This is a genomic window from Luteimonas cucumeris (genome assembly GCF_007830035.1).
Taxonomy (GTDB): Bacteria; Pseudomonadota; Gammaproteobacteria; order Xanthomonadales; family Xanthomonadaceae; genus Luteimonas_C; species Luteimonas_C cucumeris.
Map to the genome: position 1 here is coordinate 101,113 of NZ_VLKN01000001.1, position 12,941 is coordinate 114,053.

Sequence of the window (12,941 nt, forward strand, 5' to 3'; positions counted from 1 at the left end):
AGGCATCGGCGCCGGCAATCCATGAGCTGCACGACCGCGACCAGAATCGATATCACGCCGCATTGCCGAGCACCTTGATCACGGCCACGTGTTCCTCGTCGCCGTGGCCGGCGGCCACCGCGCGGCGGAACAGGCCCGCCACATAGGCGGGGAACTCGTCGCCAATCCCCGCCTCGTGCGCCTGTCGCACGAGATTGGCGATGTCCGTGCCCGCGGTCCGCAGGGTGCTTTCCGGATTCGCATAGCGGCCTTCGCCGATCACGCGTCCCATGTGCCGCAGGTCGTCAGCGAGGACCGGTGCGAAATCGGCGAGCATGCCCGCGAGCGCCTGCACGTCGAGCCCTTCGGACCGGCACAGCAGCGACGCATGCGCCATGCCGATCCAATGGCCGGCGAGGTACGCCAGCGCAGCGGCGGCGAGCGCCGCCGCCTCTTCGATGCGTGTCCCGGTGTATGCCGTGCCGCCGCCCAGCGCCTGCAGTGCAGGACGTGCGCGCGCGAATGCATCCTCGGCGCCGGAAACCAGGATGACCGTTTCCTCGCCGCCGATCTGGCTGGGCCAGGCGAGGATCGTGCCGTCCAGGTAAGCCGCGCCTCGGGATGCAATCCAGGTGGCCGCGTCGCGCGCGTCCTGCGGTGTGCCGTTGCCCAGCTGCACGATGACGCGACCACGCAGCGCTTCGCCGCCGCGATCGAGCACCTCACGCATCGCCGCATAGTTCGACAGGCAGATGATCGCGATCGGGCTTGCGGCGAGCGCCTCGGCAGGATCATCCACTCGCGTTGCACCCGCGACGGCGAGCGCCTGTGCACGTGCGGCGCCGCGGTTCCAGACGGTCACGCGCCAGCCCTTGTGCAGCAGCGTCCGTGCGAGCACGCCACCCATGTCGCCGAGCCCGATCACGCTGATCTCGCGTTGCTGCGCCATGATGCTGCGTCCCGCTCTTCCAAAGTGGCGCATAATTTGGCTGGCGCAACCAGGCCGCACAATTACTTACCAGAACGTATGCGCTAGCGTCCGTCATGGAGGCAACGGTGAAACGTCCTCAACCCTACAACTGTGGACTTGGCCCGGCGATGCGGGTGATCGGCGGCAAGTGGAAGCCGACGATCCTGTGGGAGCTGCACGCCGCGCCCGTTCGCTTCCGTGAACTGCGTCGCCGCATTCCCGGCATCAGTGAAAAAGTGCTCTACGAGCAGCTGCGCGAAATGGAAGCCAGCGGCATCGTGCATCGCGACGATCGTTCCGGCCGCTTGCTGCACGTCGAATATTCGGTCACCGAGATCGGCGCATCGTTGAACGATGCGGTCCATGCCCTGGCCATGTGGGGCACGCAATTCGCGGACGACACTGTGAACCAGTGCCAGCAGATGCTCGATGCCCATGCCCGTTGAGCATCTGTTCCGACGGTGGCGACCGTGGCGTGCATGGCTTGGACTCGCCTTGTGATCCCGTGCCCTGAACTGAATCATCGGTCTGGCTCGCCGGCCGTGTCGCGACGCCGGAGGAGTTCTTTCCCATCATTCAAGTCCAGGCCGCTGCCCGACGCGGCCGATTCAGGCGCCTGGTTTACGATCAATCGATCAACAGAGGTTGCAGATTAATGTCCAGCACTTCGGAAGTCCTTTTCGTACCACCGTATGCAGTGCCCAGGGAACGTCTGTTGAACGTTGCACGCCGGATCTTCAGCGAGACCTTCTCCCACCTGTACGATGAAGAATCCTTTCGCATTTTCTGTGATCAGACATGGGCGGCGGATGGGCCCATGGCAAAGGACCTTGGCGATCCGGCGGTCAGCTGGCGCGTGGCGACTGAAGATGGCCAACCCATCGGATACGCGAAGATGACGCCGCTGCGCGCGCCTGCCCGGAATGCCCGGGACGACGCGCTTGAGCTACAGCAGATCTACGTGCTTTCCGGCTGGCACGGAAAAGGCGTCGCCGAAGAACTCATGCAGTGGGCGGTGAGTTCGGCTCGGGAACGAGGCGCACCGGAGCTTTACCTGACGGTGTTCGACCACAATGAGCGCGCCAAACGTTTTTATGCCCGCCACGGTTTCGAGGAGGTGGGCAGATGCACGTTCAAGCTCGGCGATCGGGTAGATGACGATCGCATCTGGCGCAAGGTTCTCTGAGCAGCCTGCATCGGATACGACATCCGATGATCGGATGCATGTCGCCACCTGCGTAGCCTGACAAGTGACGAAGCCGCTGGTCCGACATCAGGACCAACCCCGGGATCCAGACCGTGCCGGTGGGTATCAACCCCGGGTGGGTGCGTTCGTTCCGGCCGGGGCGGCGTCCGTCTTCGGCGCCTTCATCTCGCGATAGCGCGCCACGGCTTCCTGCAGCTGCTGGTCGATCGCCTCGCGCTCGCGCTGCTGGTGCGCGTAGGCTTCCTGCAATTCGAGATAGCTGTCGCGCTGCTGGCGGATGTTGTCGGCCATCGGCTTGGCGACCGGCTTGCCGGACAGTTCGCGTTCGCCGGCCTGCTCGAGCATGCGCCGCAGGCTCTGGTGCAGGTTGTCCAGCGCCAGCCGCGAGGACTTGATCGATTCGTCGATCAGGTCGTAACGGATGCGGTAGGCGCGGCGCAGTTCTTCTTCCGAACCATACGACTCGGCCAGCGCAGCATCGCGCCGGCGTGCGGCTTCGGCGGCGTCGGCCTCGGCCTTCAGGCGCTTCTGCTCGGTTTCGTGCGCGCGGCGTTCCTCGTCGTTCAGGGCGCGACCGACCTCGCCGATGCGCAGGCCGCTGCTGCCGCTCAGTTCCTCGCGCGCGCTGTCGACGGCACTGGCCGGCAATGCATCGCCGCACACCTTGCGGCCATTCTCGTTCCAGCAGAACAGCTTCTTGCCGGCCTTGTCCTGCGCGCCGGCCAGCAGCGCGCACGACAGCAGCAGTGCGCCGGTCAGCTTTGGAAGAAACCTGTTCATGCCTGCCCGTCGTCCTTCGACCGCTTCATCTCCAGCAACCTAAGCAAGAGTCGGGCCATGCCGCAGCCGGTCCGATCCTGGCGGGTCTCCTTCTCCTGCCAACGCGGTGCCGGCGTTCAACCGGGCAGGTCGCTGCCGTAGGCCTGGCGATACGCCAGCAGGCGCTCGCGTTGTCCCACCAGTTCGGCGCTGCCGCCGGCGAAGGCGAGCAGGTCGCCAAGCGTGGCGACCGCGATCACCGGAAGCCCTTGTTCGATCGCGACAGTTTGTGCCGCCGAGCGTCGGGATGTTGCGGGGTCGACGGCCTCTTCGCGATCCAGTGCGATCACGATGCCCGCCGCAGTGCCGCCGGCGTCGGCGATGATCGCCAGCGCCTCGCGGATCGCGGTGCCGGCCGTGATCACGTCGTCGACGATCAGCACGCGCCGATCCTGCAGGCTGGCACCGATCAGCGTACCGCCTTCGCCGTGGGTCTTGGCTTCCTTGCGGTTGAACGCCAGCGGCAGGTCGCGGCCGCGGCGCGCGAACTCGCAGGCCAGCGCCGTCGCCAGCGGGATGCCCTTGTAGGCCGGGCCGAACAGCACATCGAAATCCCCGAGCGCGCCGGCGACGCCGGCCTGCTCGATCGCATCGGCGTAGCAGCCGGCGAGCCCGGCCAGCGCGACACCGGAATCGAAGCGGCCGGCATTGAAGAAGTACGGACTGCTGCGCCCGGACTTGAGGGTGAATTCGCCGAAGCGCAGCGCGTCGGCGCGCAAGGCCAGTTGCAGGAAACGGGCGCGGTGATCGTTCATGCCGCGATTATCCCATGCGTCGATCAGGCCAGGCTGCGCAGCATCAGCTGCTGCGGGCCGGCACGGCCGCCGGCGTACAGTTCGCCGCTGTCTACGAAGCCGGCCTTGCGATAGGCGCGGATCGCGCTGCGGTTGCTGCAGTCGACGTTCAATGCCAGCAGCAGGCGCTGTGGGTGACGCCGGCGCAGGTCGGCGCAGCAGGCCTCCAGCGCGCGCGTGCCCAGTCCCAGACCCTGGTGACGGTGGTCGATCAGGAAGGCACGCAGGCCGACACTGCCGGCGATCGGCTTGCGGGCAACGATCGTGGCCGTGTAATCGAGGCGGTAGAAGCCGATCACGACTTCGCCGGACTGCGCGTCCCGCATCAGGATCGCCATCGCATCGCTGTGCGGGCTGCGCTGGGCATCGGCCAGGTTGAAGGCGACATCGCCGACAAAGAGCTGCTGCCCGGGCGCCACGCGCAATTCGCGCACTTGTGCGGCCAGTGCCGACGTGACCGGTGCGACGCGGAGGCCGGCAGGATCGCTCATGCGGCGATGATAGCGGCCGCGGTTCTTCGGCGGCATTCAGCGCCGGGCCGGCACGCGCGGCAGCGCGCCCCTACAATCGTCCGGGTCTCCACACGCCCACGGTTTCGCATGCGCATCGTCAGTTTCAACGCCAACGGCCTGCGTTCGGCCGCCAGCAAGGGTTTCTTCGACTGGTTCGCCAGGCAGGATGCCGACCTGCTGTGCGTGCAGGAAACCAAGGCGCAGGAACACCAGCTCGCCGGCGACGCGTTCCTGCCGAAGGGCTACAGGGCCTGGTTCCGCGATGCGACCACCAAGAAGGGCTACAGCGGCGTGGCGATCTACAGTCGGCAAGAACCCGACGAGATCCGCACGGCGCTGGGATGGGAGGCCTTCGACGAGGAAGGCCGCTACCTGGAGGCGCGCTTCGGCAACCTGAGCGTGGTCTCGTTCTACATCCCGTCCGGATCTTCGGGCGAGTTGCGCCAGGGCTTCAAGTTCGAAGTGATGGCCTGGCTCAAGCCGATCCTCGACGAGTGGCTGGCCAGCGGCCGCGACTACGTGCTGTGCGGCGACTGGAACATCGTGCGCAGCGCGCTGGACATCCGCAACTGGAAATCGAACCAGAAGAACTCCGGTTGCCTGCCGCCGGAACGCGACTGGTTGAATGGCCTCTGCGTCGACGGCAGCGGCTGGGTCGACGCCTACCGCGCGCTGCACGCCGAAGGTCAGGACTACACCTGGTGGAGCAACCGCGGCGCGGCGCGCGCCAACAACGTCGGATGGCGCATCGATTACCAGTTCGTCACGCCTTCGCTGCGCGACCGGCTGCTCGCGTGCGCGGTCCATCCCGAGCCGCGTTTCTCCGACCATGCGCCGTTCGTGGTGGACTACACGGCATGAGCACCACCAGCGCGACCGCGCCGGTCTCCTACAAGGGCTGGGCCGGGATCAAGCGCGCCTTCGCGACGCCGTCGGCGCTGACCATGGCGATCCTGGGCTTCGGCTGCGGCCTGCCGTTCCTGCTGATCGCCTCACAGACGCTGTCGACGCGGCTGCGCGATGTCGGCCTCGACCTGGGCAGCATCGGTCTGATCAGCCTGGCGAGCTTCTTCTACCTGCTCAAGTTCCTGTGGGCGCCGCTGATCGACCGCTATGCGTTTCCGCTCACCGCCTTCCTCGGCCGCCGCCGCTCGTGGTTGCTGATCGCGCAGCTGGTGGTCACCGTCGCCCTGTTCGCGCTGGCCTACATGCGTCCGCAATATGGCGTCGGCGGGCTGGTGATGTGGGTGCTGATCGCCTCGTTCGCCGGCGCCACGCAGGATTCGGTGGTGGATGCCTACCGCATCGAGATCGCTCCGGCCAACGCGCAGGCGGCGCTGGCGGCGACCTACGTGCTCGGCTACCGGATCGGCCTGATCCTGGCCGGCGCCGGCGCGCTGTACATCGCCGACCTGCGCGACTGGACTTGGGCCTACCTGGCGATGGCCTCGCTGATGCTGCTGCCGATCGTCACCACACTGCTGTGCCGTGAACCGGTCGCGCCGGAATCGACAGTGACGCGCCGCATCGATTTCGTCGGCGCGTTCTGGCAGCCGTTCTCCAGCTTCTTCAGCAGCAACGGTCTGCTGCTGGGACTGGTGCTGCTGCTGTTCGTCGGCCTGTACAAGTTTCCCGACCAGGTGATCGGGGTGATGGCCGGGCCGTTCTACCTCGATTCGGGCTACACCAAGTCCGACATCGCCACGGTGTCGAAACTGTATGGCGTGGTGATGGGCGTGGTCGGCGCGTTCGCCGGCGGCGCGGCGGTGGCCGCGTTCGGGTTCCGCCGCATGCTGTTCGCCGCGGCGATCGGCGTGGCGTTGTCCAACGCCGCGTTTCTGCTGATGGCGCACTATCCCGGGCAGATCTGGGCGTTCTATGCGGCGATCGCCGCCGACAACCTGTTCCAGGGCTTCGCCGGCGTGGTGCTGGTGGCGTTCATGTCGTCGCTGACCGATCGCAACTTCACCGCCACGCAATACGCGTTGCTGGTGTCGCTGGCCAACCTGCCGGGCAAGTTCGTCGGCGGCGCGTCGGGTTACATCGTCGAGGCGACCTCGTACAGCACCTTCTTCCTGATCAGCACGCTGACCGTGATCCCGACGCTGCTGCTGCTGGCGTGGTTGTGGCAGCGGATCAAGGAACCGGCGGCGGTGCAGGACCGCTAGCTGCGATTCCGGTTTCGTAGAGCGGAGCTTGCTCCGCTGCCTGCAGGCGTAGCGTGCGCTGCGCGCACGAACCGTGCCGCCATCGTGCGCACAGCGCACGCTACGGCGCATGGGCAAAAGGCCAGCGGAGCAAGCTCCGCTCTACAAGACTCGACTCCGGACCGCTTCAGGTGGCCGGATGAATGACGCCCAGCACCCGCGGCCCGTGCGCGCCGGTGACGCTGGGCAGGTTGCCCGGGCGTCCGGCCAGCGTTTCGCGCGCCAGCCAGGCGAAACCCATTGCTTCGACGAAGTCCGGATCGAGCCCGTGCATGGCGGTCGATTCAACGATGACGCCCGGCAGGCGCGCGCCGATCCGCGCCAGCAGCAACGGATTGCGCACGCCGCCGCCGCAGACCAGCACGCGGCGGGTGTCCGGTTGGGTGGCGAGCAGGGCATCGGCGATGGTGGCCGCGCTCAGTTCCAGCAGCGTCGCCTGCACATCCTGCGGCGCCCGCGTCAGCGTACCGAGGCGCGCGTCGACCCAGTCCAGATGGAATTGTTCGCGGCCGGTGCTCTTCGGCGGCGGCGTGGCGAACCAGGGATCGTCCAGCAATCGCGACAGCAGCGCCTCGTCGAGGTTTCCGCTCGCCGCGAACTGGCCGTCGGCGTCGTAGACGTGGCCGACATGGCGCTCGCACCAGGCATCGAGCAGGGCGTTGGCCGGGCCGGTGTCGAAGCCGCGCACCTGTCCGGCGCGTGGCAGCAGGGTGAAATTGGCGATGCCGCCGAGATTGAGCACGGCGCGATCTTCGATGTCGGAGTGCAGCATCGCCGCATGGAAGGCCGGCATCAGCGGCGCGCCATGGCCACCGGCGGCGACATCGCGACGACGGAAATCGGCAACCGTGGTGATGCCGCAGCGCTCTGCGATGACGTTGCCGTCGCCGATCTGCCAGGTGAACGGATGTTTTCCGTCGGGGCGGTGACGCACGGTTTGCCCATGCGAGCCGAGTGCATGCACCTGGTCGGCAGTCACGCCGGCCTCGTGCAGCAGCTGGCACGCGGCTTCGGCGAAGGCCATCGCGACCTGCACGTCGAGCGCGCCCAGTTCGTCCAGCGACACATGGTCCTGGCCTTGCCCGAGTGTGATCAATCGTGCGCGCAACCCGGCATTCCAGGCATAGGTGCGGCCGCAGACCAGTTCGCAACGCGATCCCTGCGCGCGCATGTCCGCGACGGGCGCACTGCGCTCATCCGCCATCTGCACCAGTGCGACATCGATACCGTCGGCGCTGGTGCCGGAAATCAGGCCGAGGTACAGCAGGGAATGGGTTGACGAAGTCGGCAATGCGCAGGCTCGTGAAAGCGGGCAGCCACTTTACCTGCTCCTGCGGAGCGGGTAACCGGCCAATGCCTCACATTACGCGCCGCCCACGCAGCGCTGATCGTAGCTCCAACCAGATCAGGGCGACGTCATGTGGACGGTGGCAGGCAATCGATTACAGGAGGCTGTGTGCCGCGCACAACGCATCTCCATGTTTCTGGTGCGATCGATGCGCGCGGTAGGGGCGTTCAGCCCTTGCGTGGCGGCTTCTTGGTTTCCGTCTTCGCGACCTGGGTGTCTTCGCCCGGGTAATAGATCACGTCCTCGACCTCGCGGATCTTGTCCAGCGCGCGCCGGGTTTCGTTCTTGAACGCCACCAGCGCGGCACCGCTCAGCGGCTGCGGCGGCGGCATGGTCATCGACAGCGGGTTGCGGTGCACGCCGTTGACGCGGAATTCGTAATGCAGATGCGGGCCGGTGGCCAGGCCGGTACTGCCGACGCGGCCGATCACGGTGCCCTGGGCGATGCGCTGGCCCCGGCGGATCTTGGCGAAGGACGACATATGTCCGTACAGCGTGGTGTAACCGCGGCCGTGATCGAGGATCACCGTATTGCCGTAACCGCCCTTGCGCCCGACGAACTGCACGCGCGCATCGCCGGCGGCCATGATCGGGGTGCCGGTGCTGGCGCCGTAATCCACGCCCTTGTGCATGCGCATGCTGCCCAGCACCGGATGCCGGCGCGCACCGAAGCGCGAGGTCAACCGCGCATACGGGATCGGCATGCGGATGAAGGCCCGCTGCAGCGGCCGCCCTTCGGCGGTGTAATAGCCCGGCTTGCCGTCGCGTACATGGCGGAAGGCGCTCTTGAGCTTGCTGTCTACAGTGAAGGCCGCGGCCAGTACCGGACCGGTGTCGCTGAGCTGGCCGTTCTTCCAGGTCTGGTCCACGACGACGCTGAAGCGATCGTCTTCGTCCAGGTCGGAATCGAAGTCGATGTCGTACTTGAACATCTCGTCGGTCAATTGCGCCAGCTGCTTGCGACCCAATCCGACCTTGCGCGCCGAGGCGAACAGCGACTTGCCGACGTTGCCACTCAGCACCACGGTGCGGGTGGTGACTTCCTGCGGGATCATGCGTTCGCGCAGGGCGGTGCCGGTGAATTCCAGTTCCATCGGCTGGTCGTCGATGGTGATGGTCATGGCGCGGACGCTGCCGTCCCTCGGCAGGTTGAACGCCAACTCGGTGCCCGGGCGCATTCGCCGCAGCGCCGGTTTGATCTTCGGGTGTTGCATGACCCGTTCCAGCTGGCTGTAGGGAATGCCCAGCTCGGAAAACACTTCGCTCAGGGTCTGCCCGGGCCGGAGCTGCACCGTCTGCCAGTTGTCGTCGGAAATATGGTGACGGCCTAGCGCGAGTTGCGGCAGCGCCAGCGCCATCGAGGTATGCGAGGTGGGCCGGTGCTCCTGCATGGCGTCGGTGAAGCCTGGAACGATCGCGGCCACCAGCGCGCCCAGCGAGGCGAACAGGCTGGCGTGCAGCCAATGGCGGCGGGTCCAGCGACCTTCGAATCCGGTGGGGAGTTTCGCCAGCACCTTCCGGTGCAGGGCGGCTTCGCGTAAAAGCCTTAGACGTTCGCGTCGACTCTCGCCGCTGCCGGATTTTTTCATTGTTCTTATCCCGGAGCCCGCATGTGACGGGCACGTAACGTCGGTACCATAATCACGCGAACTGCGCACGTCAAATGCCTGAAACCGCAGGCTTTTTTGACGCTGAGCACTGATTAACCTTTATTTAATACAAAATTCACGAAAAGCCCCATTCAGCTGAACCTGGACCCTTTGAAGTGCCCATCCAACACGCCTTTGACCTGATCGCCCGCGGCGCCGATGAAATCCTCAAGCGCGAGGAGCTGGAAGCACGCCTGAAACTCGGCCGCCCGTTGCGGATCAAGGCCGGCTTCGATCCGACCGCGCCGGACCTGCACCTGGGCCATACCGTGCTGCTCAACAAGATGCGGCAGTTCCAGGAACTGGGCCACCAGGTGATCTTCCTGATCGGCGACTTCACCGGGATGATCGGCGACCCCTCCGGCAAGAACGTCACCCGCAAGCCGCTGACCCGCGAAGATGTGCTGGCCAACGCCGAGACCTACGCCGAGCAGGTATTCAAGGTGCTGGACAGGGAGCGGACCGAAGTCCGCTTCAATTCCGAGTGGTTTGGCGCGATGAATGCGGCCGACATGATCCGGCTGGCCGCGCAGCACACCGTCGCGCGCATGCTTGAGCGCGACGATTTTGCCAAGCGTTATGCCGCCCAGCAGCCCATTGCGATCCACGAATTCCTGTATCCACTGGTGCAGGGCTACGATTCGGTCGCCCTCAAGAGCGACGTCGAGCTCGGCGGCACCGACCAGAAGTTCAACCTGCTGATGGGACGCGGCCTGCAGGAGCACTTCGGCCAGCCACCGCAGATCGTGCTGACCATGCCGCTGCTGGAAGGCCTGGATGGCGTGCAGAAGATGTCCAAATCGCTGGGCAACTACATTGGTATCGCGGAGCCGGCGATCGACATCGTCACCAAGACGTTGAAGATCGGCGATGAACTGATGTGGCGCTGGATCGAGCTGCTGAGTTTCGAGATCGGCATCGACGAGGCCCGGCGCCTGCAGGCGGAAGTCGCCGCCGGCGCGCTGAATCCCCGCGACGTCAAGCTGCGCCTGGCGCGCGAGCTGGCGGCCCGTTTCCACGATGCCGCAGCGGCGGACATGGCCATCGCCGGTTGGCATGCCGTGGTACGCGGCCAGGGCGATACTTCCCTGTTGCCGCTGGCGGAGCTCGCGGTGCCGGCCGAAGGCCTGCGTACCGCGGCGCTGCTGAAGGCGGCGGGGCTGACCACCAGCAATGCCGAGGGCCTGCGCAAGCTGGGCGAGCGCGCAGTGCGCGTCGATGGCGCGGTGGTCGAGGATCCGCAACAGTTGTTCATGCCCGGTTTCGAGGGCGTACTCCAGATCGGCAAGCGTAATTTCGCGCGCGTGCGCCTGGTGGCTGCAGCATAAAAGGCCGAAAACCCCGCGAAAAACAGGATGGCGCCCAAAGCGCGCGAATCCGCGCCTGATCGTGGTCCGGGTCCCCTGCGGATTTTTCTTTCAGGGGGAGTTCCAAACGACTGATCGGCCTGCTATTCTTTTCGACCCGCTGCCCGGGAAGTTTCACCACCCGGGGCCAAGCAGAGGGTCCGAAAAATCTTGAAAAAAGGTGTTGACGGACTCGAAATTGGTTGTATAGTAGGCGGCTCGGTGAGGCACTTAGCTCTCACGGGAAACGGGGTTCGGCGCTGAGGCCAACTCCACAGATCTTTGACAGTGTGCGCAGGTGACTTGTGCGGGCGTCTGGCGAGTGGATGACTGTCCATTTGCAGGGCGTTCGAACAGAGTCTCCAAATCAATTCAAATGCAGAAATGCAAGCGAGTGGTTCTGGAGCTCGGTGACGACGACTGCACTCAAAAAATTGGCCTAGGTCCTTCGGGACTGAAAGCCGAAAAACTTAAGTGAAGAGTTTGATCCTGGCTCAGAGTGAACGCTGGCGGTAGGCCTAACACATGCAAGTCGAACGGCAGCACAGGAGAGCTTGCTCTCTGGGTGGCGAGTGGCGGACGGGTGAGGAATACATCGGAATCTACCTTTTCGTGGGGGATAACGTAGGGAAACTTACGCTAATACCGCATACGACCTTAGGGTGAAAGCGGAGGACCTTCGGGCTTCGCGCGGATAGATGAGCCGATGTCGGATTAGCTAGTTGGCGGGGTAAAGGCCCACCAAGGCGACGATCCGTAGCTGGTCTGAGAGGATGATCAGCCACACTGGAACTGAGACACGGTCCAGACTCCTACGGGAGGCAGCAGTGGGGAATATTGGACAATGGGCGCAAGCCTGATCCAGCCATACCGCGTGGGTGAAGAAGGCCTTCGGGTTGTAAAGCCCTTTTGTTGGGAAAGAAATCCTGTCGGTTAATACCCGGCAGGGATGACGGTACCCAAAGAATAAGCACCGGCTAACTTCGTGCCAGCAGCCGCGGTAATACGAAGGGTGCAAGCGTTACTCGGAATTACTGGGCGTAAAGCGTGCGTAGGTGGTTTGTTAAGTCTGATGTGAAAGCCCTGGGCTCAACCTGGGAATGGCATTGGATACTGGCAGGCTAGAGTGCGGTAGAGGATGGCGGAATTCCCGGTGTAGCAGTGAAATGCGTAGAGATCGGGAGGAACATCTGTGGCGAAGGCGGCCATCTGGACCAGCACTGACACTGAGGCACGAAAGCGTGGGGAGCAAACAGGATTAGATACCCTGGTAGTCCACGCCCTAAACGATGCGAACTGGATGTTGGGAGCAACTTGGCTCTCAGTATCGAAGCTAACGCGTTAAGTTCGCCGCCTGGGGAGTACGGTCGCAAGACTGAAACTCAAAGGAATTGACGGGGGCCCGCACAAGCGGTGGAGTATGTGGTTTAATTCGATGCAACGCGAAGAACCTTACCTGGCCTTGACATGTCCGGAATCCTGCAGAGATGCGGGAGTGCCTTCGGGAATCGGAACACAGGTGCTGCATGGCTGTCGTCAGCTCGTGTCGTGAGATGTTGGGTTAAGTCCCGCAACGAGCGCAACCCTTGTCCTTAGTTGCCAGCACGTAATGGTGGGAACTCTAAGGAGACCGCCGGTGACAAACCGGAGGAAGGTGGGGATGACGTCAAGTCATCATGGCCCTTACGGCCAGGGCTACACACGTACTACAATGGTAGGGACAGAGGGCTGCAAACCCGCGAGGGTGAGCCAATCCCAGAAACCCTATCTCAGTCCGGATCGGAGTCTGCAACTCGACTCCGTGAAGTCGGAATCGCTAGTAATCGCAGATCAGCATTGCTGCGGTGAATACGTTCCCGGGCCTTGTACACACCGCCCGTCACACCATGGGAGTTTGTTGCACCAGAAGCAGGTAGCTTAACCGCAAGGGGGGCGCTTGCCACGGTGTGGCCGATGACTGGGGTGAAGTCGTAACAAGGTAGCCGTATCGGAAGGTGCGGCTGGATCACCTCCTTTAGAGACTAAAGACAGCTAATTGCTTGTCAGACGTCCGCACAAGTGACCTGCATCCAGAGTTCCCGGCGAAAACGCCGAGGGAGCATCCTCGTTT

11 protein-coding genes and 1 rRNA gene are annotated in these 12,941 nt (G+C 64.5%); 6 read left to right on the forward strand and 6 right to left on the reverse strand.

All coding sequences use genetic code 11. The features are described 5' to 3' along the window. Positions 1–52 precede the first annotated feature (52 nt). On the reverse strand, positions 53–928 hold the full coding sequence (locus IP90_RS00490) for an NAD(P)-dependent oxidoreductase (RefSeq protein WP_144897587.1): 876 nt from the start codon (positions 926–928) through the stop codon (positions 53–55). A 107-nt stretch (positions 929–1,035) separates the two neighbouring features. On the opposite strand from IP90_RS00490, the gene IP90_RS00495 reads away from it, so the two are divergent. Both IP90_RS00495 and IP90_RS00500 read left to right on the forward strand, forming a co-directional pair. Continuing rightward, positions 1,036–1,395 (forward strand): winged helix-turn-helix transcriptional regulator, encoded by a 360-nt coding sequence (locus IP90_RS00495; RefSeq protein WP_144897589.1) that lies wholly within the window; start codon positions 1,036–1,038, stop codon positions 1,393–1,395. Between the two features lie 269 nt (positions 1,396–1,664). Then, the gene (locus tag IP90_RS00500; protein WP_199753360.1) at positions 1,665–2,135 is read left to right on the forward strand and encodes a GNAT family N-acetyltransferase; all 471 of its coding nucleotides are present in this window, start codon (positions 1,665–1,667) and stop codon (positions 2,133–2,135) included. Between the two features lie 126 nt (positions 2,136–2,261). Here the strand turns inward: IP90_RS00500 and IP90_RS00505 are convergent, their stop codons facing one another. The 3 genes from IP90_RS00505 to IP90_RS00515 form a co-directional block, all read right to left on the reverse strand. Next, positions 2,262–2,936, reverse strand: coding sequence for a hypothetical protein (locus tag IP90_RS00505; protein WP_144897592.1), 675 nt, complete (start codon positions 2,934–2,936; stop codon positions 2,262–2,264). 116 nt (positions 2,937–3,052) lie between these two features. Beyond that, positions 3,053–3,730, reverse strand: a complete 678-nt coding sequence (gene pyrE / locus IP90_RS00510) for an orotate phosphoribosyltransferase (RefSeq protein ID WP_144897594.1) — start codon at positions 3,728–3,730, stop codon at positions 3,053–3,055. Positions 3,731–3,753: 23 nt separating this feature from the next. After that, entirely contained in the window at positions 3,754–4,260 is a 507-nt protein-coding gene (locus IP90_RS00515) for a GNAT family N-acetyltransferase (RefSeq protein WP_158635226.1), read from the reverse strand. 108 nt (positions 4,261–4,368) lie between these two features. Here IP90_RS00515 and IP90_RS00520 point away from each other — a divergent pair, with 108 nt between their 5' ends. Together IP90_RS00520 and IP90_RS00525 are read left to right on the forward strand one after the other, a co-directional pair. Then, a complete protein-coding gene (locus IP90_RS00520; protein WP_144897597.1) occupies positions 4,369–5,142 on the forward strand; it encodes an exodeoxyribonuclease III in 774 nt (257 codons plus the stop codon). Continuing rightward, complete coding sequence (locus tag IP90_RS00525; protein WP_144897599.1) at positions 5,139–6,449, forward strand: AmpG family muropeptide MFS transporter; 1,311 nt, start codon at positions 5,139–5,141, stop codon at positions 6,447–6,449. The genes IP90_RS00520 and IP90_RS00525 overlap by 4 nt, the downstream gene beginning before the upstream one ends. 166 nt (positions 6,450–6,615) lie before the next feature. Here the strand turns inward: IP90_RS00525 and IP90_RS00530 are convergent, their stop codons facing one another. After that, a complete protein-coding gene (locus tag IP90_RS00530; protein WP_242007433.1) occupies positions 6,616–7,779 on the reverse strand; it encodes an anhydro-N-acetylmuramic acid kinase in 1,164 nt (387 codons plus the stop codon). Positions 7,780–8,003: 224 nt separating this feature from the next. Beyond that, the gene (locus IP90_RS00535; protein ID WP_144897600.1) at positions 8,004–9,425 is read right to left on the reverse strand and encodes a M23 family metallopeptidase; all 1,422 of its coding nucleotides are present in this window, start codon (positions 9,423–9,425) and stop codon (positions 8,004–8,006) included. Between the two features lie 176 nt (positions 9,426–9,601). Between IP90_RS00535 and tyrS the strand changes: the two genes are divergently transcribed. Then, the gene (gene tyrS / locus IP90_RS00540; RefSeq protein WP_144897602.1) at positions 9,602–10,813 is read left to right on the forward strand and encodes a tyrosine--tRNA ligase; all 1,212 of its coding nucleotides are present in this window, start codon (positions 9,602–9,604) and stop codon (positions 10,811–10,813) included. Positions 10,814–11,302: 489 nt separating this feature from the next. Then, positions 11,303–12,847: ribosomal RNA gene (locus IP90_RS00545) — 16S ribosomal RNA — on the forward strand. Positions 12,848–12,941: the final 94 nt, after the last annotated feature.